Source organism: Nonomuraea insulae (assembly GCF_042656245.1).
In genome coordinates this window covers 53,322-79,071 of record NZ_JBHSPA010000045.1, presented here as the reverse complement: position 1 = coordinate 79,071, position 25,750 = coordinate 53,322, and the positions used below count along the sequence as shown (strand labels likewise).

At 70.3% G+C, this 25,750-nt stretch carries 25 protein-coding genes; 11 read left to right on the top strand and 14 right to left on the bottom strand.

Going from position 1 to position 25,750, the window contains the following annotated elements; translation table 11 throughout:
* From ACFPZ3_RS34700 to mug, 4 genes are all read left to right on the top strand, one after another.
* On the top strand, positions 1-1,449 hold the full coding sequence (locus tag ACFPZ3_RS34700; RefSeq protein WP_379518535.1) for a 3' terminal RNA ribose 2'-O-methyltransferase Hen1: 1,449 nt from the start codon (positions 1-3) through the stop codon (positions 1,447-1,449).
* Entirely contained in the window at positions 1,433-3,892 is a 2,460-nt protein-coding gene (locus ACFPZ3_RS34695) for a polynucleotide kinase-phosphatase (RefSeq protein WP_379518534.1), read from the top strand. Before ACFPZ3_RS34700 ends, ACFPZ3_RS34695 begins: the two co-directional genes overlap by 17 nt.
* A 69-nt stretch (positions 3,893-3,961) precedes the next feature.
* Positions 3,962-5,362 (top strand): sugar porter family MFS transporter, encoded by a 1,401-nt coding sequence (locus tag ACFPZ3_RS34690; RefSeq protein WP_379518533.1) that lies wholly within the window; start codon positions 3,962-3,964, stop codon positions 5,360-5,362.
* Between the two features lie 10 nt (positions 5,363-5,372).
* Positions 5,373-5,867 (top strand): G/U mismatch-specific DNA glycosylase, encoded by a 495-nt coding sequence (gene mug / locus ACFPZ3_RS34685; RefSeq protein ID WP_379518532.1) that lies wholly within the window; start codon positions 5,373-5,375, stop codon positions 5,865-5,867.
* 3 nt (positions 5,868-5,870) lie between these two features.
* Here mug and ACFPZ3_RS34680 read toward each other — a convergent pair whose 3' ends face one another.
* The gene (locus ACFPZ3_RS34680) at positions 5,871-6,575 is read right to left on the bottom strand and encodes a CAP domain-containing protein (protein WP_379518531.1); all 705 of its coding nucleotides are present in this window, start codon (positions 6,573-6,575) and stop codon (positions 5,871-5,873) included.
* Between the two features lie 353 nt (positions 6,576-6,928).
* On the bottom strand, positions 6,929-8,158 hold the full coding sequence (locus ACFPZ3_RS34675) for a class I SAM-dependent RNA methyltransferase (protein ID WP_379519018.1): 1,230 nt from the start codon (positions 8,156-8,158) through the stop codon (positions 6,929-6,931).
* Between the two features lie 87 nt (positions 8,159-8,245).
* Here ACFPZ3_RS34675 and ACFPZ3_RS34670 point away from each other — a divergent pair, with 87 nt between their 5' ends.
* Positions 8,246-9,886, top strand: coding sequence for an alpha/beta hydrolase (locus ACFPZ3_RS34670; protein ID WP_379518530.1), 1,641 nt, complete (start codon positions 8,246-8,248; stop codon positions 9,884-9,886).
* Here the strand turns inward: ACFPZ3_RS34670 and ACFPZ3_RS34665 are convergent.
* Positions 9,873-11,924, bottom strand: coding sequence for an APC family permease (locus tag ACFPZ3_RS34665; RefSeq protein ID WP_379518529.1), 2,052 nt, complete (start codon positions 11,922-11,924; stop codon positions 9,873-9,875). The two genes, ACFPZ3_RS34670 and ACFPZ3_RS34665, sit on opposite strands and share 14 nt — an antisense overlap.
* A 101-nt stretch (positions 11,925-12,025) precedes the next feature.
* On the opposite strand from ACFPZ3_RS34665, the gene ACFPZ3_RS34660 reads away from it, so the two are divergent.
* The 3 genes from ACFPZ3_RS34660 to ACFPZ3_RS34650 all read left to right on the top strand — a co-directional run bounded on the left by ACFPZ3_RS34660 (position 12,026) and on the right by ACFPZ3_RS34650 (position 15,029).
* Positions 12,026-12,688 (top strand): potassium channel family protein, encoded by a 663-nt coding sequence (locus ACFPZ3_RS34660; RefSeq protein ID WP_379518528.1) that lies wholly within the window; start codon positions 12,026-12,028, stop codon positions 12,686-12,688.
* 3 nt (positions 12,689-12,691) lie between these two features.
* The gene (locus ACFPZ3_RS34655; RefSeq protein ID WP_379518527.1) at positions 12,692-13,351 is read left to right on the top strand and encodes a potassium channel family protein; all 660 of its coding nucleotides are present in this window, start codon (positions 12,692-12,694) and stop codon (positions 13,349-13,351) included.
* A 754-nt stretch (positions 13,352-14,105) separates the two neighbouring features.
* Entirely contained in the window at positions 14,106-15,029 is a 924-nt protein-coding gene (locus ACFPZ3_RS34650; protein WP_379518526.1) for an MBL fold metallo-hydrolase, read from the top strand.
* A gap of 4 nt (positions 15,030-15,033) precedes the next feature.
* Here ACFPZ3_RS34650 and ACFPZ3_RS34645 read toward each other — a convergent pair whose 3' ends face one another.
* Positions 15,034-15,639, bottom strand: coding sequence for a TetR/AcrR family transcriptional regulator (locus tag ACFPZ3_RS34645; protein WP_379518525.1), 606 nt, complete (start codon positions 15,637-15,639; stop codon positions 15,034-15,036).
* Positions 15,640-15,722: 83 nt separating this feature from the next.
* On the opposite strand from ACFPZ3_RS34645, the gene ACFPZ3_RS34640 reads away from it, so the two are divergent.
* A complete protein-coding gene (locus ACFPZ3_RS34640) occupies positions 15,723-16,406 on the top strand; it encodes an SDR family oxidoreductase (protein ID WP_379518524.1) in 684 nt (227 codons plus the stop codon).
* A gap of 30 nt (positions 16,407-16,436) precedes the next feature.
* On the opposite strand, the gene ACFPZ3_RS34635 is transcribed toward ACFPZ3_RS34640, so the two are convergent.
* Positions 16,437-17,357: an SDR family oxidoreductase gene (locus ACFPZ3_RS34635; RefSeq protein WP_379518523.1), complete on the bottom strand. Its 921-nt coding sequence runs from the start codon at positions 17,355-17,357 to the stop codon at positions 16,437-16,439.
* An 88-nt stretch (positions 17,358-17,445) separates the two neighbouring features.
* Here ACFPZ3_RS34635 and ACFPZ3_RS34630 point away from each other — a divergent pair, with 88 nt between their 5' ends.
* Complete coding sequence (locus tag ACFPZ3_RS34630; RefSeq protein ID WP_379518522.1) at positions 17,446-18,039, top strand: TetR/AcrR family transcriptional regulator; 594 nt, start codon at positions 17,446-17,448, stop codon at positions 18,037-18,039.
* 1 nt (position 18,040) lies between these two features.
* Here ACFPZ3_RS34630 and ACFPZ3_RS34625 read toward each other — a convergent pair whose 3' ends face one another.
* Positions 18,041-18,292 (bottom strand): NUDIX domain-containing protein, encoded by a 252-nt coding sequence (locus ACFPZ3_RS34625; protein WP_379518521.1) that lies wholly within the window; start codon positions 18,290-18,292, stop codon positions 18,041-18,043.
* A 72-nt stretch (positions 18,293-18,364) separates the two neighbouring features.
* On the opposite strand from ACFPZ3_RS34625, the gene ACFPZ3_RS34620 reads away from it, so the two are divergent.
* Positions 18,365-19,786: an MFS transporter gene (locus ACFPZ3_RS34620; RefSeq protein ID WP_379518520.1), complete on the top strand. Its 1,422-nt coding sequence runs from the start codon at positions 18,365-18,367 to the stop codon at positions 19,784-19,786.
* Here the strand turns inward: ACFPZ3_RS34620 and ACFPZ3_RS34615 are convergent.
* The 8 genes from ACFPZ3_RS34615 to ACFPZ3_RS34580 form a co-directional block, all read right to left on the bottom strand.
* Entirely contained in the window at positions 19,783-19,998 is a 216-nt protein-coding gene (locus tag ACFPZ3_RS34615) for a hypothetical protein (protein ID WP_379518519.1), read from the bottom strand. The two genes, ACFPZ3_RS34620 and ACFPZ3_RS34615, sit on opposite strands and share 4 nt — an antisense overlap.
* 92 nt (positions 19,999-20,090) lie before the next feature.
* Complete coding sequence (gene aroA, locus ACFPZ3_RS34610; protein WP_379518518.1) at positions 20,091-21,329, bottom strand: 3-phosphoshikimate 1-carboxyvinyltransferase; 1,239 nt, start codon at positions 21,327-21,329, stop codon at positions 20,091-20,093.
* Positions 21,330-21,491: 162 nt separating this feature from the next.
* Positions 21,492-22,163 (bottom strand): DUF3159 domain-containing protein, encoded by a 672-nt coding sequence (locus ACFPZ3_RS34605; RefSeq protein WP_379518517.1) that lies wholly within the window; start codon positions 22,161-22,163, stop codon positions 21,492-21,494.
* Between the two features lie 4 nt (positions 22,164-22,167).
* Positions 22,168-22,374: an OB-fold nucleic acid binding domain-containing protein gene (locus tag ACFPZ3_RS70330; RefSeq protein WP_240197183.1), complete on the bottom strand. Its 207-nt coding sequence runs from the start codon at positions 22,372-22,374 to the stop codon at positions 22,168-22,170.
* A 208-nt stretch (positions 22,375-22,582) separates the two neighbouring features.
* Positions 22,583-23,221, bottom strand: a complete 639-nt coding sequence (locus ACFPZ3_RS34595; protein ID WP_379518515.1) for a DUF3710 domain-containing protein — start codon at positions 23,219-23,221, stop codon at positions 22,583-22,585.
* Between the two features lie 83 nt (positions 23,222-23,304).
* Positions 23,305-23,745: a dUTP diphosphatase gene (gene dut, locus ACFPZ3_RS34590; protein ID WP_379518514.1), complete on the bottom strand. Its 441-nt coding sequence runs from the start codon at positions 23,743-23,745 to the stop codon at positions 23,305-23,307.
* Positions 23,742-24,296: a PaaI family thioesterase gene (locus ACFPZ3_RS34585; protein ID WP_379518513.1), complete on the bottom strand. Its 555-nt coding sequence runs from the start codon at positions 24,294-24,296 to the stop codon at positions 23,742-23,744. Before ACFPZ3_RS34585 ends, dut begins: the two co-directional genes overlap by 4 nt.
* A gap of 11 nt (positions 24,297-24,307) precedes the next feature.
* Positions 24,308-25,714 carry an AI-2E family transporter gene (locus tag ACFPZ3_RS34580; protein WP_379518512.1) on the bottom strand — a complete coding sequence of 469 codons (1,407 nt, stop codon included), beginning with the start codon at positions 25,712-25,714 and terminating at the stop codon, positions 24,308-24,310.
* Positions 25,715-25,750: the final 36 nt, after the last annotated feature.

Below are 25,750 nucleotides of genomic sequence, written 5' to 3'. Positions count from 1 at the left end.
GTGCTGCTGACGATCACGACCACTGCTGAGCCCGCCACCGACCTGGGTTTTCTCCTGCACAAGCATCCCGAGCGCGTGCAGGAGTTCGGCCAGTCGTTCGGCACGGCCACGGTGTTCTACCCGGAGGCGGGCGAGCAGCGCTGCACGGCGGCGCTCATGCTCGAAGTGGACCCGATCGCGCTGGTCAGGTCGCGCGGCAGGAACTCGCCCGACTTCAGCCTCTCGCAGTACGTCAACGACCGCCCCTATGCGGCCTCCTCGCTGCTGGCCGTGGCGCTGGCCGACGTGTTCCGCACGGCTCGGGCGGGCCGCTGCAAGGCCAGGCCCGAGCTGCCCGGCACGCCGCTGCCGCTGGAGCTGCGCCTGCCCGCGCTGCCCTGCAGGGGCGCGCCCGAGCTGGCGCGGCGGTTGTTCGAGCCGCTCGGCTGGGAGGTGGACGCGCGGGCGGTGCCGCTCGACGAACGTTTCCCCGAATGGGGCGACTCCCGCTACATCGGGCTCACCCTGCGCGGCTCCGCCCGCCTGCAGGACGCGCTCAACCACCTCTACGTGCTGCTGCCCGTCCTCGACGACGGCAAGCACTACTGGATCGCCCCCGACGAGGTGGACAAGCTGATCAGGGGTGGTGAGGGCTGGCTGCGCGACCATCCGGAGCGCGGCCTGATCGCCCGGCGCTACCTGGGACGGCGCTGGTCCCTGGCCCGCACGGCGCTGGCCCGGCTGGCCGAGCTGGGCGACGAGACCGAGGACGAGCTGGAGCCCGCGGTCGAGGAGGACATCACAGAGGAAGCCGCCACCGCGGAAGCCGGGACCACGACCGAGGAAGCCGAGGCGCCCAAGCCGAAGGCGCTCAACGTGCGGCGGCGGGAGGCGGTGCTGGCCAAGCTGGCCGAGCTCGGCGCGGCCAGTGTGATCGACCTCGGCTGCGGCCAGGGCGAGCTGGTCGGCGCGCTGCTGGCCAGGCCCGCGTTCACCCGGGTCGGCGGCATGGACGTCTCCCCGATGGCGCTCACCATCGCCGCCCGCAAGCTGCGCCTGGAGCGCATGCCGGACGCCAAGCGCGCCAGGCTCACCCTGTTCCAGGGCGCGCTCACCTACGCCGACAAGCGCCTGTCCGGCTACGACGCCGCCGTCCTCATGGAGGTGATCGAGCACGTCGACCCGCCACGCCTGCCGGCGCTGGAGCACGTCGTGTTCGGCCGCGCGCGGCCGCACCACGTGCTCGTCACCACCCCCAACATCGAGCACAACGTCCGCTACGAGTTCCTGACCGGCCTGCGCCACTCCGACCACCGCTTCGAGTGGAACAGGGCCGAGTTCACCGCATGGGCTCGGGGGGTCGCCGGCCGGTACGGCTACGAGGTCGCCTTCGAGGCGATCGGCGACGACGACCCCGAGGTCGGCCCGCCCACCCAGATGGGAGTGTTCACCCGTGATCAGCGTTCCTGAGCTCTCCCTCGTGGTGCTCGTCGGCGTGTCCGGCAGCGGCAAGTCCACGTTCGCGAGCAGGCACTTCAAGCCCACGCAGGTCATCTCCTCCGACTTCTGCCGCGGCCTGGTCTCCGACGACGAGACCGACCAGGCCGCCACCCCGGCGGCGTTCGACCTGCTGCACCACATCGTCGGCGTGCGCCTGGCCAGGGGCCTGTTCACGGTGGTCGACGCCACCAACGTCCAGTACGCCTCCCGCAAGTCGCTCATCGACCTGGCCAGGAAGCACGACGTGCTGGCCGACGCGATCGTCCTCGACGTGCCGGAGGACGTGGCGATCGAACGCAACACCGCCCGCCCGGACCGTGACTTCGGCCCCGGCGTGGTGATCAGGCAGCGCAAGGACCTGCGGCGTTCGCTGGGCAAGATCTCCAACGACGGCTTCAGGCGTGTGCACGTACTGCGCGGCCTGGAGGAGATCGAGAGCGCCGCGATCACGTACGAGAAGGCGTGGTCGGACAAGACGGAGCTGACGGGTCCGTTCGACATCATCGGCGACGTGCACGGCTGCCGCTCGGAGCTGGAGACGCTGCTGCGCGAGCTGGGCTGGCAGGGGGCGCGGCACCCGGAGGGCCGTACCGCGGTGTTCGTGGGCGACCTGGTGGACCGCGGCCCGGACTCGCCGGGTGTGCTGCGTCTGGTCATGGAGATGGTCGAGGCCGGCACCGCGATCTGCGTGGCGGGCAACCACGAGCAGAAGCTGGTGCGCGCGCTCAACGGCCGCAAGGTCAAGGTCGCGCACGGCCTGCGGGAGTCGCTCGACCAGCTCGCCGCGGAGCCGCCCGAGTTCGTGGAGCGGGCCAGGACGTTCATGGACGGCCTGCTCAGCCACTACCGGCTGGACGGCGGCCGGCTGGTCGTCGCGCACGCGGGGCTCAAGGAGGCCTACCACGGCCGCGCCTCTGGCCGCGTCCGCGCCTTCGCCCTGTACGGCGACACGACCGGCGAGACCGACGAGTACGGCCTGCCGGTCCGCTACCCCTGGGCCGACGAATACCGCGGCCGGGCCATGGTCGTCTACGGCCACACCCCCACGGTCCGCCCCGAATGGGTCAACAACACGATCTGCCTCGACACCGGCGCCGTGTTCGGCGGCCACCTGACCGCGCTGCGCTACCCGGAGCGGCAGATCGTCCAGGTTCCTGCGGAGAAGGTGTGGTACGAGCCTGCCAAGCCGCTGGCCGCCACGGGCCGCGACCCCGGCATGCTGGACATCGGCGACGTGACCGGCACCCGGCACGTCGAGACCAGGCACGGCGGCCGGGTCAAGATCATGGAGCAGAACGCCGCCGCCGCGCTGGAGGTCATGAGCCGGTTCGCGGTGGACCCGCGCTGGCTGGTCTACCTGCCGCCGACCATGGCGCCGCCGGAGACCTCCCAGCTCGACGGCTACCTGGAGCACCCGCACGAGGCGTTCGAGGAGTTCGCCGCCGCCGGGGTGCGCGAGGTCGTGTGCGAGGAGAAGCACATGGGCTCGCGGGCCGTGGCCGTGTTGTGCCGTACGCCGGAGGTGGCCGAGGCCAGGTTCGGGGTGGACGACGGGAGCACAGGCGCGGTCTTCACGCGTACCGGGCGGCCGTTCTTCGCCGACACCGCGCCGCTGGTGGAGCGGCTGCGTGAGGCGTGCGAGCCGCTGTGGGCCGAGCTGGGCTCCGACTGGGTGGCGCTCGACTGCGAGCTGCTGCCCTGGTCGGCGAAGGCGGGCGAGCTGATCAGGTCGCAGTACGCCTCCGTCGGGGCGGCGGCCCGCGCAGCCCTGCCCGAGGCGGCCTCGGCTCTTGAGGCGGCGGCCGGGCGCGGGCTGGGTGTGAGCGGCCTGCTCGACCGCACCCGGCGCCGTTCAGGGAACGCTGCCCTGTTCCGCGACGCTTACGCACGTTACTGCTGGCCGGTTGACGGCCTGGAGGGCGTGCGGGTGGCGCCGTTCCAGATCCTGGCCTGCGAGGGGCGGGCCGCGGCGCTGGAGCCGCACGCGTGGCACCTGTCCACGCTGGCGCTGCTCGACTCGCCGCTGATCACCGCGACCCGGCACGTGTTCGTCACCCTGGACTCGCCGGAGTCCAGGGCCGAGGCGACCGCGTGGTGGGAGTCGATGACGGCGGACGGCGGCGAGGGCATGGTGGTCAAGCCGGCCGCCTACGTGCCGGGCCGGGTGCAGCCGGGGGTGAAGGTGCGCGGGCGCGAATACCTGCGCATCATCTACGGCCCCGACTACACCGAGTCGCTCGGCGTGCTGCGCCGGCGCTTCCTCGGCAAGAAGCGCTCGATGGCGCTGCGCGAGTACGCCCTCGGCCTGGAGGCGCTGTCGCGGCTGGCGGACGGCGAGGCGGGCTGGCGGGTCCACGAGCCGGTCTTCGCCGTGCTGGCGCTGGAGTCGGAGCCCGTCGACCCACGGCTCTGACAGGGTCCCTGACAGGGCATACGTGAGTGATCGCCGGGTAGTTCCCGACCATTCGGGGGAAGGACCGGCATGGCTACTCAGTACACCCATCATGAGCATTTGGGCCACGTCGTCTTCATCGCGGCGGCCGCCGCGATCGGCGGATTCCTGTTCGGGTACGACAGCTCCGTCATCAACGGCGCGGTGGTCGGCATCCAGCGCTATTTCCAGGTGGGCTCGGTCGAGACCGGCTTCGTGGTGGCCATCGCGCTGCTGGGCTCGGCCCTGGGCGCCTGGGCGGGCGGCGGGCTGGCGGACCGGTGGGGGCGTACCCGGTCGATGCAGTTCGCGGCGCTGCTGTTCGCGGTCAGCTCGATCGGGCAGATGTTGCCGTTCGCGATCTGGGACCTGGCGTTCTGGCGGGTGATCGCGGGCTTCGCGATCGGCATGGCGTCGGTGCTCGGCCCCGCGTACATCGCCGAGGTGGCACCGCCCGCCTACCGGGGGCGGCTGGGCTCGTTCCAGCAGTTGGCCATCGTGCTCGGGATCGCGGTCTCGCAGCTCGTCAACTACGTGATCGCGCGGCTGGCCGGCGGTGACGTCAACAACGACGTGTGGTTGTTGCAGGCGTGGCAGTGGATGCTGGGCGCCTGCGTCGTGCCGGCCCTGCTGTTCCTGCTGTTCGCCCTGAACATCCCCGAGTCGCCCCGGTTCCTGATCATGTCGGGGCGTACCAGGCGGGCGCGGGAGGTGCTGGCCGAGATCGAGGCCGACGACGTGGACCTCGACGGGCGCATCTCGGAGATCCAGCGGGTGCTGCGCACCGAGCGCGTACCCGGGCTGAAGGACCTGCGCGGCCCCGCGATGGGGCTGCTGCCGATCGTCTGGATCGGCATCGTGCTCTCGGCCTTCCAGCAGCTCGTCGGCATCAACGTGATCTTCTACTACTCGTCCGTGTTGTGGCAGTCGGTCGGCATCAACCAGAGCGACTCCCTGCTGATCAGCTTCTCCAGCTCGATCATCAACATCATCGGCACGGCCATCGCGATCGCGCTCGTCGACAGGATCGGGCGCAAGCCGCTGCTCCTGATCGGCTCGGCCGGGATGGCGGTCGGGCTGGCCACCGCGGCGTGGGCATTCAGCTTCGCCGGCGCCAAGGGCGCGTCGGTCGCGCTGCCCGACCCGCAGGGGGCGATCGCGCTCGTCGCGGCCAACCTGTTCGTGCTGTTCTTCGCGCTGTCGTGGGGCGTGGTGGTCTGGGTGCTGCTCGGGGAGATCTTCCCCAACCGCATCCGCGCCGCCGCCCTGGGCATCGCCGCCGCGGCCCAATGGGTCGCCAACTGGCTGATCACCGTGTCGTTCCCGGCGCTGGCCGAGTGGAACCTGCCGCTCACGTACGCCATGTACGCCCTCTTCGCCGTCCTGTCCTTCTTCTTCGTCACCAAGTGGGTCAAGGAGACCAAGGGCCGCAAACTCGAAGACATGGGCTAACCTCCGGCACGTGCTCAACGACGTCCTCGGTCCCTCACTCGACGTGCTGTTCTGCGGCATCAACCCCGGCCTCATGTCCGAGGCCACCGGCCGCCACTTCGCCCGGCCTGGCAACCGCTTCTGGCCCGCGCTGCACCTGTCCGGCTTCACGCCGCGCCTGCTGGCGCCCGCCGAGCAACACCTCCTGCCCTCGTACGGGCTGGGAATCACCAACATCGTGCCCCGAGCCAGCGCCAAGGCGGCGGAGCTGACCCGGGAGGAGCTGGCGGCGGGCGGCGCCGCCCTGGCGGCCAAGGTGTCGGAGCTCTCCCCCAAGGTCCTGGCCGTGCTCGGCGTCTCCGCCTACCGAACGGCCTTCGCCCGGCCGAAGGCCCGCATCGGGCCGCAGGACGAGCTCGTCGGCGGGGCCAGGGTCTGGGTGCTGCCCAATCCGAGCGGGCTGAACGCCCATTGGACCCTGGCCACCATCGCGGCCGAACTCGGCCGTCTGCGCGCTTCCCTCTAGCGGTTACTTCGCGGCGAAGTCCTGAGTCCAGTAGATCGTGCCGTTGGAGCTCTTGGCCGCACCCACGCCGACGAGGTTGTACCGGCAATTCATGATGTTGGCCCGGTGACCGGAGCTATTCATCCAGCCGTACTTCCCCAAGAGCACCTCGGTCGCGTTTCGCTGTCCCTCCGCGACGTTCTCCGCCCAGGCGTTGCCACCGGTGAAGCCGGCCGCCCTCATACGGGCGACCATGTCGCTGCCGTCCTGGGAGTCGTGGGTCATTCTGCCCGTCTTCGCCATTTCGGCCGAGTGCCCGTGGGCCGCCGCGTTGAGTTGCGGGTCGTGCTTGAGCGGCCCGCAGCCGCCCTTGGCGCGCTCGGCGTTGGTCAGCCTGACGACCTCGTTCTCCTCGGCCGTGCCCACGGCGCCGGACGGCGTGGAGGGGGTCGGGGTAGGGGTGCCGCTGCCCGGGGTGCAGGTCAGCTTGACCGGCCTGGACTTGTCGCTGTGGCCCCGGTAGTCGGTGACGGTCGCGTAGTACGTGCCCGACTTGCAGGGCAGCGACAGGGTGAGACGACCCTTCTTCGTGGCGCCGCTCTTGACGACCGGGTCGGGGCCGGGAACAACGCGCTTGACGCGGATGCGGAGCAGCGCCGAGTTGAAGCAGCCGCGGCGGGCCGCCGAAGTCTGGATCTTCAAGGTGTCGCCGACGTGCGGTTTCGCCACGCTCACACGGCACCTGGCCGCCTCCGACGCCGCGGAAGCCGACGCCGCGCTCAGGGGCGTGGCGATCGCTGCCAGGCTGACGGCTGCGGTGAGTACCCCAAGGGGTCTACGCATAGGGGGTTTCCTCCAGTTGCGGTAGACGCTGGATGGCAACGCATTCTGTCGGGGCCGATACCAACTTGTCATCTAAAACGGCATATTTCCCTAAAGCGGAGGTAAACCAAAGTGATCACTGAGGCGTCTGCGCAGGCCGCCGGGGGTGTCCGGAACCCCTGTGGGAACGCGAAAACGGCCCTCGCTCCATGGGAGCGAGGGCCGCATTTGTACCCCTATGAGAGGTTCGTCACCTCTGGTTACTCCTTCACCAGCAGCACCACACACTCCACGTGGTGCGTCATCGGGAACGCGTCGAAGGCCCGCAGGTCCGACAGCGCGTAGCCCAGTTCCCGCAGCCAGGCCAGGTCGCGGGCCAGCGTGGCGGGGTCGCAGGAGACGTACACGATGCGCGGCGCCTCCAGCGAAGCGATGCGCGAGACCACCTCCCGCCCCAGACCGGACCGCGGCGGGTCCACCACCACGATGTCGGCGCGCTCGATCTGGAAGCGGTCCAGCGCCTCCTCCACGCGCCCCCGCTCCACCCGGGCCTGCGGCAGGTCGCGCAGGTTGGCCCGCGCGTCACGGACGGCCGCGGCCTCCGACTCCAGCCCGAACACCGCCCCCTCGGGCCCCACGCCCTCCGCCAGCCCGGCCGCGAAGAGGCCGACCCCGCAGTAGAGGTCGAGAGCCCACTCCCCCGGCTCCGGCGCCGCGTAGGCCAGCACCGCGTCCAGCAGCGTCTCCGCGGCCCCGGGGTGCACCTGCCAGAAGCCGCTGCCCGCGACCCGGTACTCCCGGTCGCCCGCCTGCTCGTGCAGCACCCCGGACCCGCGGCGCGGCACCGTGCGGCCCTTGCCCTGGTCGAGCAGGATCGAGGCGGACGCCTCCAGGTCGGGCACGGTGACGCTGCGCCGGCCCCTGGGAGCCACCACCACGGCCCGGTCGCCGCCCGAGGAGGCGATGACCTCGACCCCGGCGGCCCCCGGCCACAGGTGGTCCTCCACGCCGACCGCCTCCACCTCGGGGTGGGCGATCAGGCAGGCGTCGACGACCTCGATGTCGTGCGAGCGGTGCCGGCGAAAGCCCAGCTGACCGTCCGGCGTGGCGGCGAACTGCACTCGCGTACGCCAGCCGAGCCCGTCCTTGGCCCCCGGCACCTCCTCCACCATGATCTCGCGCTCGATGCCCGCCAGCCGGCTGAGCTGCTCGGCCACGACCTGCGCCTTGAGCCGCCGCTGCGCCTCCATCGTGGCGTGCTGCCAGTCGCAGCCGCCGCAGCGCCCCGCCCCCGCGTAGGGGCAGGGCGGGACGACCCGGTCGGGCGAGGCCTCCAGGATCTCCACCGCGTCGGCCCGCAGGAAGCGGGTGGTCTCCTCGGTGACGTCGGCGATCACCCGCTCGCCTGGCAGCGCATGCCGTACGAACACCACGCGCCCTTCATGGCGCGCCACACACCAGCCGCCATGGGCGACCGGACCTACCGTCAGCTCGAGAGATGCCTGTTCCACATCCGACACCCTAGCGTCCAGCCACTATAACCACTTATCCGACTTGATCCACTACTCTAAGTGATTGTGGACAGGTCGAGGGTGGTGCGACGGCGGCTCGGCTTCGGCGGGACGCTGCTGGCCACCCTGTTCGCGTGCGCGTCGCTGACGCCGTCGCTGCTGCCGCGCACGTGGTTGTACCAGGGCGTGATGGGAGCGGTCACCGGCATACTCGGCTACGCGGCAGGAGCTTCCGCAGGGGCGCTGGGGCGGTCCGTGATCTCTTACCGGCCGCCCGAGCGGGTGCGGCGGATCGCCTGGCGGGTCCTGCTCGGCGGCTGCGCCCTGCTGGTGGCGGTGGCGTTGTGGTACAGCTTCGACTGGCAGCGCGACCTGCGGGCGCTCATGGGCATGGACACGCGGATCACGTGGTTCCCGCCGGTGATCCTGGCCGTGACGCTCGTCCTGTTCGCCGCCGCGCTGCTCATCGCCCGGCTCGTACGCCTCGGCGGCCGCCGGCTGATCACCTGGCTGGACCGGTACGTCCCCGCGTACGTCGGTCACGTCGTCGGCGTGTGCGTCATCGCCCTCCTGGTCGCGGTGTTCGCCAACGACGTGCTGTTCAACGGGTTCGTGACCAGGATGAGCGACATCTCCTCGGTCGCCAACCAGGGCACCCATCCCGGCGTGAGCCGGCCCACGTCGGCGTACCTGTCGGGCGGGCCAGGCTCGCTCGTGACCTGGGAGTCGCTCGGCAAGGAAGGCCGCCGCTTCACCGGCACCGCCGCCACCCCTGCCCGGCTGGCCGCCTTCTCCGGACGGCCCGCCGCGCAGCCCATCAGGGTTTACATCGGCCTTGACAGCACCGCCTCGCCACGGGCCCAGGCGGCGCTGGCGGTCCGCGAACTGGAGCGGACCGGCGCGTTCGGCCGGCCCGTGCTGGCCGTGCTCGGCACCACGGGCACCGGCTGGGTGGATCCGCGGATCGCCGACGCCCTGGAGTACATGTACAACGGGCGTTCCGCGATGGTCGCGCTGCAGTATTCGTACCTGCCGAGCTGGGTGTCGTTCCTGGTCGACAAGGAGAAGGCGGCGGCTTCCGGACGGGCCCTGTTCGAGGCGGTGCGCGAGCGGTGGTCCCGGCTGCCCGCGACGGCGCGGCCGCGGCTGGTGCTCTCGGGGGAGAGTCTGGGCTCGTACGAGATGGAGGAGTCCTTCCGCGACCTGACCGACCTGGTGTCCAGGGCGGACGGCGCGGTGTTCGTGGGGCCGCCCAACGCCAACCGCATCTGGAGCCGCCTCACCGTGAACCGCGAGCGCGGCAGCCCCGTGTGGCGGCCCGTCTACCGCTCAGGCAGGACGGCCAGGTTCGCCCAGTACCCCGCCGACCTCGACCGGCCCGCACACGCGCCCTGGCCGCGCCCGCGCGTGGTCTACCTGCAGAACGCCTCCGACCCGGTCGTGTGGTGGTCGCCCGGGCTGATCTACCGCAGGCCGGCCTGGCTGGAGGGCGCGCGGGGGCCCGGCGTGAACCCGCAGATGAACTGGTTCCCGCTGGTGACGTTCTGGCAGGTGCTGGTGGACATGACGGCCGCGCTGGACGTGCCGCCGGGGCACGGCCACCGGTACGGCGCGAACATCGTGAACGGCTGGGCCGCCGTCGCCGCGCCCCCGGGGTGGGACGCGGACGACACGGGACGGCTGCGGGCCCTGGTCAGCGGGCTCTGATCTGCCCCGCTTCCTCCTCCTTGACCGTCTTGTGCCAAGGACGGCGCACCGACCCGGGCGCGAACGGCTCCGGCCTGCCCAGCAGGCGGTCGGAGGAGTGAAGCTGCCACGGCACGCTGGTCACCATGACGCCCGGCTGGAACAGCAGCCGTGCCTTCAGCCGCAACGCGCTCTGGTTGTGCAGCAGGTGCTCCCACCAGTGGCCGACCACGTATTCGGGGATGAACACCGTCACCACGTCGCGCGGCGAGCGCCTGCGCAGGGTCTTGACGTAGTCGAGGATGGGCTGCGTGATCTCGCGGTAGGGGGAGTCGAGCATCTTCAGCGGCACCGGGATGCCGCGCCGCTCCCACTCCTCCTGCAGGTTGCGCGCCTCCTCACCCTCCACCCCGACGGTGATGGCCTCCAGCGTGGAGGGGCGGGTGGCGCGGGCGTACGCGAGCGCGCGCATCGTCGGCTTGTGGATCTTCGAGACCAGCACGATCGTGTGGTTGCGCGCGGGCAGCATGGCCGGCTCGTAGTCCTCGGTGAGCTCCAGCTCGGCCGCCACGTTGTCGTAGTGGCGCCTGATCCCCTTCATCATGAGGAACAGGATCGGCATCGCGATCACCACGATCCACGCCCCGACCAGGAACTTCGTCAGCAGCACCACGATCAGCACGAGGCCCGTCATGACCCCGCCGAAGAAGTTGATCACGCGGGAGCGGTGCATCTGGTGGCGGACCTTGAGATCGGTCTCGGTCTTCAGGTGGCGGGTCCAGTGGATGACCATGCCGATCTGGCTGAGGGTGAAGGAGACGAAGACGCCGACGATGTAGAGGTTCAGCAGGCGGCTGACGTCGGCCTCGAACCCCCACAGCAGCAGACAGGCCCCGGCCGCCAGGATGATGATGCCGTTGGAGAAGGCCAGCCGGTCGCCGCGGGTGTGCAACTGGCGCGGCAGGTAACGGTCCTGCGCCAGGATCGAGCCCAGCACGGGGAAGCCGTTGAACGCCGTGTTGGCCGCCAGGAACAGGATCAGCGCCGTCACCGCCGAGATGATCACGAACGGCAGCGACCCGCCCCCGAACACCGCGTCGGCCACCTGGGCGATGATCGGCTGCTGGTAGTAGCCGGGCCCGACCGGTGTGCCGTCCGGCCTGAGCAGGTCTTCCGCGACCACCGACGGCTCGGCCACCTTCACCCCCGACGCCAGGCCGAGCGCGATGATGCCGCCGAACATGGTGATCGCGACCAGGCCCATCATCAGCAGCGTGGTGGCCGCGTTCTTGCTCTTGGGCTTCCTGAAGGCGGGCACGCCGTTGCTGATGGCCTCGACACCGGTCAGGGCCGCGCAGCCGGAGGAGAACGCGCGCAGGACCAGGAACGCCGCCGCGAACGCCGTCAGGTTGGTCTGCTCGGGCTCGATCGAGAAGTGCGCGCTCGGCGCCTCCAGGTTCTCGTTCAGCACCAGCAGCCGGAATCCGCCCCAGGTGATCAGGCCCAGGACGGCGATCATGAACGCGTACGTGGGGATGGCGAAGGCTGCGCCGGACTCGCGGATGCCGCGCAGGTTGACCACGGTGAGCAGGATCACGATGACGATGGCGACGGCCGGCTTGTTCTGGCCCACGAACGGGATCGTCGCGCCGACGTAGTCGACGCCGTTCGCGACGGACACCGCGACGGTCAGCACGTAGTCGACCATCAGCGCGCTGGCCACCGTGAGCCCGGCGTTCTTGCCGAGGTTGGTGGTGGCGACCTCGTAGTCGCCGCCGCCGCTGGGATAGGCGTGCACGTTCTGCCGGTACGACGCCACGACCGTGAGCATCACGACGATCACGGCGATCGCTACCCACGGGCTGAAGGAGTAGAAGGAGACGCCCGCCAGCGACAGAATGACCAAAATCTCCTGGGGCGCGTACGCCACGGAGGAGAGCGCGTCACTCGCGAAGACCGGCAGTGCGATCCGTTTGGGGAGTAGTTGCTCGTGGAGCTGCCCGCTACGCAGGGCGCGCCCCACGAGCATGCGTTTGACAAGATCCGTTACCTTCGCCACGTAACGAGATGCTAGCCCTAGGCCGACGCCCTAAACGAGGCGCTCCCCCATCGGTCCATACTGGTGTCGAGCAACCGGCCGACCGCGGAGTGCGGGGGGAAATGCATATTGTGATCATGGGGTGTGGCCGGGTCGGATCGACCCTCGCCCACATCCTCGAAGACAGCGGCCATTCCGTCGCCATCATCGACCGCGACCCGCAGGCCTTTCGCAGGCTGCGGGCCGGCTTCCGTGGGCGGCGGGTGACCGGAGTGGGCTTCGATCGCGACGTGCTCACCGAGGCCGGCGTCGAATCCGCAACCGCCTTCGTGGCGGTCTCCAGCGGAGACAACTCCAACATCATCTCCGCCCGCGTGGCCCGCGAGACGTTCGGCGTCGACAACGTGGTGGCCCGCATCTACGACCCCCGGCGGGCCGAGGTCTACCAGCGGCTGGGCATCCCCACGGTGGCCACCGTCCGCTGGACCGCCGACCAGATCATGCGCCGCATCCTCCCCGAGGGCGCCGAACCACTCTGGCGCGACCCCACAGGCACCGTCGTGCTCGCCGAGGTCACCGTGCACTCCTCCTGGATCGGCACCCGCGTCACCGAGCTCGAAGGTCTCGCCAAGACGCGTGTCGCCTTCATCAACCGCATGGGCGAGGCTCTGACCGTCGCGGACGACACCGTGGTGCAGGAAGGCGACGTGCTGCACGTCATCGCCGCGGAGAACGACATGGACCGGATCAACAAGGTGCTCGCCGCGGCACCGGAAGAGGACTGACCGATGCGCGTCGCCATCGCCGGAGCCGGCGCCGTGGGCCGCTCCATTGCGTCCGAGCTCCTCGAGAACGGCCACGAGGTCCTCCTCATCGACGTCGACCCGCGAGCCATCAAGATCGACAGCGTGCCGCGCGCCGAATGGCTCCTGGCCGACGCCTGCGAGATCGCCTCCCTCGACGAGGCCGGTCTCAACAACTGCCACGTCGTCGTCGCCTCCTCCGGCGACGACAAGGTCAACCTCGTGGTATCCCTGCTGGCCAAGACCGAATACGGCGTGCCGCGCGTGGTGGCCCGCATCAACCATCCCAACAACGAGTGGCTCTTCAACGAGTCGTGGGGCGTGGACGTGGCCGTCTCGACGCCGCGCCTGCTCAGTGCGCTCGTCGAGGAGGCGGTGAGCGTCGGGGACCTCGTCCGGCTCATGACGTTCCGGCAGGGGCAGGCGAACCTGGTGGAGCTGACGCTGGCGGAGGACGCGCCGGTGGTGGGGCAGCGGGCCGGCTCCGTGCCGTGGCCGGTGGACGCGGCCCTGGTCGCGATCCTCCGGGAGGGCCGGGTCCTGGTGCCCACGGCGGACGATCCGCTGGAGGCCGGGGACGAGCTGCTGTTCGTGGCCAGCCAGGAGGTCGAGCAAGAACTGGCCCACCTCCTCTCCCAACACTGAGGGCCCCAGCGAGGTCCTCGCTTCGCTCGGGCGTCCTTCCTGGGGCGTGCCCGGCTGCACGCGAGGGCTTCGCCGGGGAAGCGCTTCGCGCCTGATCAGCTCAGGCGTTTCCCCCCAGTCGAGCCAAGGCTCGACCCCTGGAGGACCTCGCTACCGCTCGGGCGTTTCCATAGGGGACTCGCGCGCATTTCGTTCTCAACGAAGGCCCTGAAGCCCGTCCCCACAAGGACGCTGTCGAGAAGTTCCTGATTTGAAACCGCAAGCTCGGACAGCGTCGTTACCGTGGCCGCTCACGGGAAGCTCGCCGAGACGTCCGCCTGCCACCTTCCCCCGAAGGAAAGGGAGGCAGGCGGCTTACCCGTCGCTCAATTCGAATCCATCAACGGCCGCTTGATGCCGTAGTGCGCCAGGAGGAGGTCTACGCCCTTACGGGTGCACCTTCGCGCAGATCCGCGATTCCACGCTTGATCTCCGCAAGGTCCTCGCCCGTGCGGAACGCGCAGGACTCCAGATCCCGAACGCGATCTTCCATCTTCTCAGTGATCACTCGGTGCCCTTCCCGTAGTGTTGGGCGGGGCACCGGGGGCATAAGCCATCCCCGATGCTCCTGACCAGCATCGATATCAGTCCCCCTATCGTTGCGCCACCGGTATCAATATTGGACACCACATGATCGGCTCTGCTCTGCTAGGCGCCCTCGACATCCACCCGAGGACATGACCCGCCTCGGGCAAGCGAAAGCAGGTACCGCCGAATGCCCCTTGAGCAGTCCCGCCGTACATTGCTGGTGGCCGCGGCCCTCCTGCCGCTGACGGGAGGCCGGGCGGAGGCGGCGCCCAGACGGGCGAAGGACTACTACGACGACGCGGCCGAGCTGGCCGGCAAGGACCCGGTCCTGCGGAACCTCGTCAAGGCGCTCAGCCCGGGCGCCCAGATGCCCGAGGTGAAGGCCCCCAAGCCGCTGAAGATCTTCGACAACGTGGCCGTGGTCAGCACCGGCTTCGTCTCGGCCACGGCGCTGCTCTCCTCCGGGGGCGTCATCCTGCTCGACGCGCTGGGAACCCCGGACGAGGCCAAGAAGATCATCGTCCCCCAGTTGCGCTCTCTGGGAGTGGACCCCGCGAAGATCAAGTATGTGGTGGCCATGCATGGTCACAGCGACCATTTCGGCGGCGCCCAGTACCTGGCGGACCGATACGGCGCCCGCGTCATGATGACCCGAGCCGACTGGAAGCTCGTCACCACCGGCTCCCCCGCCCGCGACCTGGAGATCGCCGACGGCCAGCGGCTGACCCTCGGCGACACGACGATCGCGTTCCACCACACGCCCGGCCACACCCCGGGCACCGTCTCGGCGATCTTCCCGGTGCGGTGGAAGGGACGGCCGCACACCGCGATGTTGTGGGGCGGCACCAACCCGCCCACGGCGACCGCGGAGAAGCGGACGTACGTCTCCTCCGTCCTCGCCTTCGCCGCTCACATGAGGCGGGCAGGTGTGGACGTCGAGCTGAACAACCACGGGCTCAGCGACCATGGCCTGGTCCGCATGGAGCAGCTGCGCGGCAACGGCGGTTCGGCGAACCCGTTCATCATCGGCCGCTCCCGGGCGCAGCGCTTCATGAAGGTGATGGAGATCATGATGCGCGGCCGCATCGCCTCGGACCTGGAGGCAGGCTGAACGATCAGTCGAAGAGGATGTGCCGCAACGTCCGGGTGAGGTGTTCGGTGAGCCGCTCGGGCGGCATCGAGGCGAGCGGTTCCGTACGCGCGATGTAGCGGCTGAACGTCACCCCCATCAGATGCGACCCCAGCAGCGCGATCCGGGTGTCCAGGTCGTCTCCCGGCTCTCCCGGCGCGTCGGGTGACAACACGGACCGGTAGACGGCGACGCTGCTCTCCTGCATCGCGACCAGGAGGTGAGCGGCGGTGCGCTCGTCGGACGCCGCGCTGCGCAGGAGGGCGACGAGCGGGTCGTTGACGGCGTCGGTCTCCATGCGCTGTACGAAGCCATGGGCGATCCGGTCGGGCAGCGTGGCCGGGTCCCCGGCGACGATCCGCTCCAGGTCGCGGTTGCCCGGCACCGCCGCGAGGAAGAGCCGCTCCTTGGATGAGAAGTGCCGCGAGATCAGGCCGTGGGTGACACCGGCCCGGCGCGCGATGTCCCGCAGGGTCGTACGGGCGTAACCGCGCTCGGCGAAGGCGTGGCGGGCCGCCTCCAGGATGGCCGCTCGGTGCCCCTCCGGATCCCGCCGGTGCCTGCGCGGCGGCTCCCCGGGCACTTCCTTCATGTGATCACTGTACTGCCAGGTCAGCGAAGCTCCCGGCCTGCTCCTATACTCTTAATATCCAGTTGGCCATTAAGGGAGCCGTTGTGAGCACCAGGACACTCATCGTCGGCGGCAGCGGCGGTCTGGGCCGCGTGATCGCCCAGCACTTCGCCGACCGCGGCGACGACGTCGTCATCACCAGCAGGGACAAGGCGCGGGCCGAGACCGTCGCCGCCCGGATCGGCGCCCGGGGGCTGGCCCTCGACCTGGCCCAGCCGGAAACGATCAGCGCCTCGCTGGCCGAGGTGGCCGCCGTCGACCACCTCGTCATCACCGCGGTCGGCCAGGCGGCGAACACGCTGGCACAGTTCAACATCACCGACGCCGTCACGGCCGTGACCATGAAACTCGTCGGATACGCCGAGACCGTCCGCGTGCTGCGCGACCGGTTCACCCCGGGCGCCTCCGTCGTCCTGTTCGGCGGTCTCGCCAAGGAACGCCCCTACCCCGGCTCGACCATCGTCAGCACCTTCAACGCCGGAATCACCGGCCTGGTGCGGACCCTCGCGATCGAGATCGCCCCGCACCGCGTCAACGCCCTGCACCCGGGCCTGATCGGCGACAGCCCCAAGTGGCGCGACGTTCCCGACCCGCCGCACTCGGCCCAGACGCCGATCGGACGGCTGGTCACGATGGCCGAGATCGCCGACGCCACCGAGTTCCTGCTGCGCAACACCGGCGTCAACGCCCACGACCTGCACATGGACGGCGGCCTGCTGGCCACCTGACGCGCCGTCCACCGGCCGCCGTCCACCGCGTCAGGCGGACGCGGTGAAGTAGTGGCCCAGGTCGAGGTCGGCGATGAGACCGGGGTGGGCCGGCCGCCAGCCCAGGAGTTCCTGGGTGCGCAGGCTGGAGGCCGGGTTGTCGAGCGGGACGATGCCGGCCAGGAAACCGAAGTGGGCCTCCATCCGGTCGGCCGCGACGGTGGCGGTGGGGACCTCCAGGTGACGGCCGATGCTCTCGGCGATCAGCAGGAACGGGATGCCTTCGTCACCCACGGCGTGCAGCCGCGACCCGGCCGGCGCCTGCTCCAGAGCCAGGCGGTAGACGCGGGCGGCGTCCAGGGTGTGGACGGAGGGCCAGCGGTTGGCGCCCTCGCCGAGGTAACCGGACACTCCGGCGGCCCTGGCGGTGGCGATGAGCATCGGGACGAAGCCGTAGCGGTCCAGCGCGCTGTGCACGACCGGTGGGAGCCGTACGACCGAGGCCCTGATCCCCTGCTCGGCGAGCTGGATGGCGTTGTTCTCCGCCACGATCCTGGCCTGCAGCCCTGGGCCGCCCTCCAGCACGATGTCCTCGGTGCCGGTGCGCCCCGGCAGCGCCGCGAGCACCCCTGTCCCCGCGGTGCCGACGAAGGGCTTGCCGGTGCCGGCGAGTGCCTCGCCGAACGTCCGGATGGCCGCCAGGTCGGCCTCGACGGCGGCGGCGAAGTCTCCGGCCATCATGGCGTCGTGCTTGAACGCGAGATGGATGACTCCGTCGGCGGCGGAGGCGGCCTCGCGCAGGCCGTCCAGATCGTCGAGATCGCCGAGCCTGGCCTGGGCGCCGAGAGCCTTCAGAGCGGTGGCCGAGGCCTCGGTGCGGGCCAGGCCGACGACCTCGTGGCCGGCGGAGAGAAGCTCGGGGATGACGGCCGAGCCGATGTGACCGGTCGCTCCGGTGACGAAGACACGCATGGGAGACAGCCTCCAGAACGGTGATGGGACTTGGTCTCGTCACCGTAACACGTGATGAGACCAAGTCCCATCACGTACACTGTGGGGCATGGGCAGGTGGGAGCCGAACGCACGCGAGCGTCTGGGACGTTCAGCACTTGAGCTGTTCCTAGAGCGCGGCTACGAGAGCACCACCGCGGCCGAGATCGCCGAGCGGGCCGGGCTGGCGAAGAGCACGTTCTTCCGGCACTTCGCCGACAAGCGAGAGGTGCTGTTCGGAGGCCAGGACAGGCTCAACCGCCTCTTCATCGACGCGGTCACCGGCGTTCCCGACTCGGCGACCCCGCTCGACGCGGTCGCCGCGGCGCTCGACGCCGTGGCGGCGGCCTTCGGCCCGGAGCAACGTGCGTTCGTACGGCAGCGGCATGCGGTCATCTCGGGCAACAGCGACCTGCGGGAACGCGAGTTGCTCAAGCTCGCCGCCCTCACCGCGGTCATGGCGGACACGCTACGCGAACGCGGCGTTCCAGACCCGGCCGCGAGCCTCGCCGCCGAGCTCGGCAGCCTCGCCTTCCGCAACGCCCACGCCCGCTGGATCGACCCGGCCAACCAGCAGGATTTCCCCGACCTCGCCCGTCAGGAACTGAACGAGCTGAAGGCCGCCACCGCCACCCTCGACCAGGCGCCGGGCACAGCCCGGTAGCTCACAACCCGATGGCGGCCTTGGCTCCCACATAGGAACCGGCACCGGGAAAGCCGGCCCTGGCCAGCCGGCCCACCTGGACCTCCAGCCCGGTCTCCTCGCGCATCTCGCGCACCAGCGCGTCCCCCAGCGCCTCGCCCTCCTCGGCCTTGCCGCCGGGCAGGGACCATGACCGCCCGGTGTCGGTGTCCTGGTCGAGCAGCAGAATATGGCCGTCCTCGATGAGAACGCCGGTCACCCGTACGACCTTCATGCAGGCAACCTATCCCGGCCGTTGAGGCCACCCAGTGTTCGATGGCCATCGAACCAGCTCTACTCTTGTTCCATGTCTATCGAACACCGTCGGGGTGTCATGGTACTGGCGCTGGTCGCTGCCTTCATGGTCTTCGTCGACGGCACGATCGTGACCCTCGCCCTCGACCAGCTCGTCGTTCACCTGCATGCCTCCCGCTCCGAACTGGAATGGGCCATCGACGCCTACACCCTCTCCTTCGCCGCCGTGATGCTCGCCGCCGGCGCGATCACCGACACGCTCGGCGCGAAGCGGGCCTTCGTCGCGGGCCTGCTGGTCTTCACCGCGTCGTCGGCGGTCTGCGCGTTCGCCGGCTCGATGCTGGTGCTCAACCTCGCTCGGCTGGTCCAGGGCGCGGGCGCCGCTCTTCTGCTGCCCAGTGCGCTCGTGCTGGCCACGGCGTCGGCCACCGACGAGCGGGCGCGGCACCGGCTCGTCGGCTGGTGGGCCGCCGCGGGTGGCGTCGGGATGGCCGCCGGGCCCCTGCTGGGCGGGGCATTGGTCACGTTCGCGGACTGGCGCGCAGTCTTCGCCGTCAACGTGGTCGTGGGAGTCCCCGCAGCGATCTGGAGCATCCGCTCGATGCCGGCGGTGCCGCGCCGCGACCGGCGGCTCAACCTCGGCGGTGTGGGCGCCGCGACCGTGCTGATCGGCGGTCTCGTCTTCGCCCTCATCGAGGCCCCCGCCCGCGGGTGGTTCAGCCCCACGGTGGCCACCGCCGCCGCCCTCGCCGTCGCCGGGCTCGCCGGCTTCGTCTGGACGGAACGGTCCGCCCGGACGCCCCTGCTGCCGCTCGGCACCTACACCAACCGCGGGTTCGCCGGCTCCGCGATCCAGGGTGCGCTGTTCAACTTCGCCTTCTACGGGCTGCTGTTCGCGATGAGCCTGATGCTCCAGCAGGGCCGCGGGCTCGGCGCGCTCGCCAGCGGGCTGCTCTTCCTCCCCCTGACCGGCCTCATCTCGATCGGCAGCGTCTGCGCCGCCCCGCTCGCGCACCGCCTCGGGCGCCCGGTCGTCCTCGGCATCGGGCAGAGCCTCCTGGCCCTCTCGCTGGTCGCGGTCGCATGGGCCGGCACCGCGAACGAGCTGTGGCCGCTGATCGTCGCACTCGTCCCCGCCGGGTTCAGCGCGGGGCTGCTCGTGCCCACCATGACCTCGCAGTCCATCGCCGCCGTCGAACCCTCCCTCCACGGCGCCGCGTCCGCGGTGTTCAACACCTCCCGCCAGCTCGGCGCCGCCCTCGGCATCGCCACCTTCGGCCCGCTCCTCGGGGCCGCGCACGACCTCGGAGCCGGGTTCGTCACCTGCGTGATCGTCGCCGCCACCGCCACCGCGATCGCTCTGCTGCTGACGGCGCTGACGCAACGAGCCGTCCCGGCAACGCGCAAGGAGCCCCTCGCGAGGGGCTCCCTGTCACGTACGAACGTCACAACGTCCGATAAGGCGTCGACCTAGTCGTCGTCCCCGTCCTCAGCGCACTCCTCGGCCGGGAGCGACATCACCGTCGGCGCGCCCATCTCGGCGAACTCGGCCAGCTCGGCCAGCTCCTTCTCGCATCTGCTGGGGCCGTGCGGGCCCGCGTAGTCATTGTCGGCGATCGCCGGCGTGGCGGCGAGGAGGAGGGCCGCGGCCGTCATGGTGACGGCGGCGATGGCGCATTTGTACATGGTGGTCCCCCGATGTGGTGTGAGGTGATCGCTCGCCTGCCTTCGTACCCGCGCACGTGGTTCAAGTGGTTAAGAGTTCGGCTCGGAGATCTTTACCGAAGATCCCATTCCTCGCGCAGCCCCGCCAGGGCCTCGTGGAAGCCGGGGAACGTCTTCTTCACGCAGCCGGGCTCGTCCAGGGTGATCCCCGGCGTGCGCAGGCCCGTGATGCTGAACGACATGGCGATCCGGTGGTCGCCGTGGCAGGCGATCTCGGCGGCGTGCGGCCGGGCGGGGTGGATCTCGATCCAGTCGCGGCCCGTGGTCACCGGGACTCCGAGCCGGCGCAGGTTCTCGGCGCACGCCTCCAGGCGGTCGCACTCCTTGATGCGGGTGTTGTAGACGTCCTCGATCCGTACGGGGCCGTCGGCGAAGGGGGCGATGGCGGCGAGCGTGGGCACGGTGTCGGAAATGTCGCGCATGTTGACCGTAACGCCCGACAAAGACCCGGTTCCGGTGACGGTCACCGCATCATGCGACATTTCAACTTCGGCGCCCATCTGCCCAAGAACCTCCGCGAAACGTACGTCCCCCTGCAACGCGCCCGACCCCAGCCCAGGAATGGTGACGCTGTTCCCGGTGAGCGCGGCGGCGGCGAGCGGGTAACTGGCCGTGGAGGCGTCCGGCTCGATGGTGTAGTCGGCGGCGGTGTACGGCTGCGGCGGCACGAAGAACGTCTCGCCGGAACGCCGCACCTCCACCCCGAAGCCACGCATCATGGCCAGGGTGATCTCCACGTAGGGCGCCGACACCAGATCGGTGACCGTGATCTCCAGACCTTCCGCCGTCAGCGGCCCGACGAGCAGCAGAGCGGTCAGGAACTGTGACGACAACCCCGCGTCCAGCGTGATCCGCCCGCCTTTGATGCCGTTCGCCCGCACGGTCACCGGGTGATGCCCCTCCGCGCCCTCATGCGTCAGATCCACGCCGAGATCGCGCAGCGCCCCCGTGAGAGGCCCCAGCGGGCGGCGGCGCATCTGGGCGGAGGCGTCGAAGCGGAACACCCCGTGACCGGCCGCCGCGAGCGCGGGCAGGAAACGCGCGGTCGTGGCCCCGTCACGGCAGTAGACCTCGGCCTCGCCCACCGGCGGCCCCTCGGGACGGCCCTCGATCGTCCACGCCTCCGGCCCGCGCTCCACCGCGTACCCGAGCTTGACCAGCCCCTCCGCGAACCCTTCCGTGTCGTCGGAGACCAGCGGCCGCCGCAGCACCGTGGTGCCCCGCGCGGCGGCGGCGAGGAACAGCGCGCGGGCGGTCACCGACTTCGATCCTGGAACGTGCATGATGCTCATGTCAGGGACCCTAGGCCCCGGCACAACGCGCACACGACCGGATTATCACGCACCCCAGGCCGGAAGGCGGCTCGACGCCACCCTCAGGCAAGGCGCCACGGGCGGCGGTTCGACGACGCCCTCAGGCAAGGGGCCACGGGCGAAGGCGGTTCGACGACGCCCTCAGGCAGGGGCCACGGGCGGCTTGATCGGTGTGCGACCGCGACCGAGCAACCACAACATGGCTCCCAGCGCCGCCACCTGCAACGGCCACCCCATAACGATCTTGGCGAAGCCGAGCGCCGCCACCGCCTGATCACCGCCGCCGAACAGGTAGACGGGCCCCTGCACCGCGACCCGCACCGCGCACGGCAACATGAGCATCCAGGTCAGCCTCGTGCACAACTTCACGATGCCTGGATCCTTGTGCCACGCGGTCGGGTCGCCCGTGACCGAGCCGATCAGGAAGCCCACGACGGGCCACCGGCTGACGATCGAGATGAGCATCGCCACCATGTATCCGGCGTTCCACAGGATGCCGGGCAGGAAGTAGTCTTTCGCGTCACCCGTGCGGCTGGCGAAGAACGCGCCGATCGCGATGCCGATCAGGCTGTTGATCACGAATTGCGGCGTGGACCGCTGGATGATCCGCACGAGCAACAGCAGCACCGCCAGCGTGATGCTGACGATGAGCGACAGTTTCAGATCCTCGCTCAGGATCCACGACAGTGTGAACGCGATCGTCGGGACGGCCGCCTCGATGATGCCGCGCACCCCGCCGAAGGCCTTGGCGAGCTGTGCTCGCACCGCCGCCTCAACGGTGTCGTGGGCGACTTCTTCCGCCTCAGCACTCACCTGATCAACTCCCTGGGCGCAGCTCGTAACGCGGATTGAACATCACCTTGCGCCCGTCCTGCATGCTGACCAGGCCCTCGGCCTTGACAATGCGGCCGGGCTCGATGCCCGCGATCTTACGGCGGCCGAGCCAGACCAGGTCGATCACGTCGGACCCGTCGTAGAGCTCGGCCTCGAGAGCGGGGGCACCGCCCCTGGGGCGCAGTGTCACCGTACGTAGCGTACCCGCCACACAGAAGCGGCGGCGACCGCCACACGAGACGATCGGGGTCGCACCGACCTCGTCGGCATCTTCCCGCAGTTCCTGGGCCTCGATCTCGGACTGGGGGGATGCCAGCCGACTGAAGAACCCACGCAATCCCCCGCGTTTAGGGGGCTCTGCCGTACTCATGATGGTTCAGCCTATGTGATGTCAGCCCTTAGCGAATCTCACTGATTTCAGGACCTCGTTTGAACGGGTTGAGGCCGGGCCCTTCGGGGCTCTCGCCGGTCTGCTGCTCGTTGGGCCGGCGCAGCGGGATCGGCTCCTCACGCGCCATCGGCTCCTCGCCGCGGACGACCACGACGTCCTTGATGAAGTCGATGTACGGTGCCGCGGCCGTCTCGTCGGCGGCCGCCTTGCCCGAGATCACGCCCAGCAGGAACCAGCGCGGCCCGTCGATGCCGAGGTAGCGGGCCGGCCGGCTCTCGCCGTCGACCTTCATCTCCCCGGTCAGCTCGCTGCCGAACGGCCCCTCCTGCTCCTCCAGGTGCTTGGCCTGGCCCAGGATCTTCGTCTTGACCTCGTCCCACAGGCCGGAGCTGCGCGGGGCGGCCAGGGCCTGCAACTGCAACGAGCTCTCGTCGTACAGGACGACCACGCCGACGTGCTGGTCCCCGAGGGAGGCCAGCCGCAGGTCGAAGTCGGGGTTGTGCGGCAACCGCAGCCCGCCCAGGTCGATCCGGTCGGCCTCCGGATGGGGCTCGTCGGCGTCCCACGGGCCGGACTCTCGCGTGGGGGCGGCGGACTTTTGCTCGGCCGCCTGCTCCGGCTGCTCACGACGACGACGTCGGAACACGTTCCTCACTCTCCCTGCTCGTCGGGCCGCGTATCGGACCCGTAGTTCGTCGGACCCCTGCCGGGCCCCTTGTCGCCCACCGGTCAGCGCCCTGTCGATCCGAACCCGTTGGCGCCGCGCACGGACCCCGGCAGCCGCTCGACCTCGGCGAAGAGCGCCCGCTCCACCCGCTGGATCACGAGCTGCGCCACCCGGTCGCCCCGCCGCAGCCGGAACGGCTCCTTGGCGTCGGTGTTGATCAGCGTCACCCTGATCTCGCCCCGGTATCCGGCATCCACCGTGCCGGGGGCGTTGACCAGCGTGACCCCGTGCTTGGCGGCCAGCCCGGAGCGCGGGTGCACGAACGCGGCGTAGCCGTCGGGCAGCGCGATCGCCACCCCGGTGCCGATCACGGCCCGCTCGCCGGGTATCAGCTCCACATCCTCGGCCGCGTAGAGGTCGGCGCCCGCGTCTCCGGCGTGGGCGTACGCCGGCACCGGCAGCTCGGCGTCGAGCCGCTGGATGAGGACCTCAACGTTGCTCAAGGGTTCACCTCGTAGTCCGGATGTTCTGCTGCGATGGCGGCCAGGTCACCGTGCTTGGCGAAGTGCTCCATGTTCACCTCGATGAACAGCGCCGCCGCACGGACGGCGACCGGCCCGTCGGGAGCGCCGATGCGCCCCTCAGCCTCAAGGTACGCCTTCCTGCCCGTGATGCCGTTGCACCAGGCGCGCAGGTGGAGTGTCGTGCCCACGGGAACGGGGAGGAGGTAGTCGGTCTCCAGCCGTCCCGTCACATAGGGCTTTTGGAGCAGGTAGACGGACATTCCGATGACCTCGTCCATGGCGGTGGCCAGCACTCCGCCGTGCGCCAGCCTGGGCGCCCCCTGGTGGGCCTCCCCCACCGTGAACTCCGCCTCGACGGTGGCGCCGTCGGGCGTCCTGGCCTTGAGATGCAGCCCGGTCGGATGCTTGGTGCCGCACCCGAAGCACTGGCTGTAATGGGAGCCCAGGACGGCGCCCGGCGCCGGCGCACCGGGCTGGGGCACGGGCACCTCCACGCCGGGCGGCGGGGTGGTGAGGGAGGAACGAGTCACGGGTGACGAGGTTACTCCGTGTTTCCGCCCTTCAGAGCACCGTCACGCGGCCTGCCGTCGCTTTCCGACAGCCCCGCGTCACCGGCTCGCGGCCCACTGTCGTTTTCCGACAACCCCGCGGCCTCGGCACGCGGCGCACCGTCGTCGTCAGGCAGCGCCGCGTCACCGTCGCGAGGCCGTCGTCGCGGCTCGCCGGCGTCGTCGGGGCGGGGACCTGTGCCGCGCTCCGGCCACCTGTCGTCGTCGAGGCGGGGCCCGGTGTCGCGGCCAGGCCACCCGCCGTCGCCGCCGCGCAGCCCGCCACCCTCACCGGGCCCGGGCGGCACTCCGCCTGGCGGCGAGTCCTGGTGGCCCGGTGGCAACTCGGGCGGTTTGTGTCTCAGCTCCGGCAGGGCCCGATAGATCACCGCCGCCACCGGCACGGCCACCGCGGCCCCCGCGATGCCCGCCAGTATGCCGCCGATGGACAGCACCAGGATGATCGCCAGCGGATGGAAGTTGAGCGCCCGCCCCACGATCAGCGGCTGCAGCACGTGGTTCTCGAGTTGCTGCTCCACGACGAGGATGCCCAGGAAGATCAGCGCGTAGATGACCCCCTTGGCCCCCAGCGTGACCAGGGTGGCGACCGTGCCGGCGAAGAAGATGCCGACGATGGGGATGAAGCTGGCGAAGAAGATCAGCACGGCCAGCGGCGCCCACAGCGGCACCCCCATCCCGGCCAGCACGATGCCCATGATCAGGCCATGGACGGCGGCCACCGCCACGGTGCCCTGGACGTAGTGGGAGAGCGTGGCCCACGCGGCCCGCCCCGCCCGGTCGACGCGCGGGGCCACTCTGCCGAAGCCCCTCAGGAACCAGCCCCAGATCCGGTCGCCGTCCTTGAGCAGGAAGAACGTCACGAACAGCAGCAGCACGATGGAGGCGAGCACCTCGATGGCCACCGCCCCGGCCGACAGCACGGTGCCGGTGATGGCCGTGCGCTGCGTGTTGACCATGTTCGCGATCTCGTCGACGTAGTCGGTGATCTGCGCCTGCTCAAGGTGCAGCGGGCCGGTGATCAGCCAATCCTGCACGGTCCTGGCCGTCACCTGCACCTGTCTGACCAGGTTGGGGAACTCCTCACTGGCCCGCGCCCCCACCAGCCATCCGGTGCCGGTGAGCACGGCCAGGGCCACCAGCATGGTGAGCCAGGTGGCGTAGATGGGCCGCATGCCCGTGTTACGCAGGCTCTTCGTCAGCGGGAACAGCAGCGCGGTCAGCAGGAGCGCGATCGCCACGGGCAGCGCCACGAAGGCCAGGCGGGCGATGGCCTGGACGATGAAGTAGACGACCACGCCGACGAGGATCAGGCACGCCGACCAGGTGGCCATTCTGGCCAGGACGGGCGGCACGAGCTTGGTTGGGCGGTCGGGCAGCACGTGTTCAAGACTGGCATGTCCGGGGCCCGGATGCGC

Bases quoted from the DNA above. Each gene is read 5' to 3' on its own strand.
- ACFPZ3_RS34625 (WP_379518521.1), bottom strand. From the start codon at position 18,292: ATGAAGGTCGTACGGGTGACCGGCGTTCTCATCGAGGACGGCCATATT.
- ACFPZ3_RS34630 (WP_379518522.1), top strand. From the start codon at position 17,446: ATGGGCAGGTGGGAGCCGAACGCACGCGAGCGTCTGGGACGTTCAGCA.
- aroA (WP_379518518.1), bottom strand. From the start codon at position 21,329: ATGAGCATCATGCACGTTCCAGGATCGAAGTCGGTGACCGCCCGCGCG.
- ACFPZ3_RS34660 (WP_379518528.1), top strand. From the start codon at position 12,026: ATGCATATTGTGATCATGGGGTGTGGCCGGGTCGGATCGACCCTCGCC.
- ACFPZ3_RS34635 (WP_379518523.1), bottom strand. From the start codon at position 17,357: ATGCGTGTCTTCGTCACCGGAGCGACCGGTCACATCGGCTCGGCCGTC.
- ACFPZ3_RS34645 (WP_379518525.1), bottom strand. From the start codon at position 15,639: ATGAAGGAAGTGCCCGGGGAGCCGCCGCGCAGGCACCGGCGGGATCCG.
- ACFPZ3_RS34615 (WP_379518519.1), bottom strand. From the start codon at position 19,998: ATGTACAAATGCGCCATCGCCGCCGTCACCATGACGGCCGCGGCCCTC.
- ACFPZ3_RS34690 (WP_379518533.1), top strand. From the start codon at position 3,962: ATGGCTACTCAGTACACCCATCATGAGCATTTGGGCCACGTCGTCTTC.
- ACFPZ3_RS34620 (WP_379518520.1), top strand. From the start codon at position 18,365: ATGTCTATCGAACACCGTCGGGGTGTCATGGTACTGGCGCTGGTCGCT.
- ACFPZ3_RS34650 (WP_379518526.1), top strand. From the start codon at position 14,106: ATGCCCCTTGAGCAGTCCCGCCGTACATTGCTGGTGGCCGCGGCCCTC.
- ACFPZ3_RS34655 (WP_379518527.1), top strand. From the start codon at position 12,692: ATGCGCGTCGCCATCGCCGGAGCCGGCGCCGTGGGCCGCTCCATTGCG.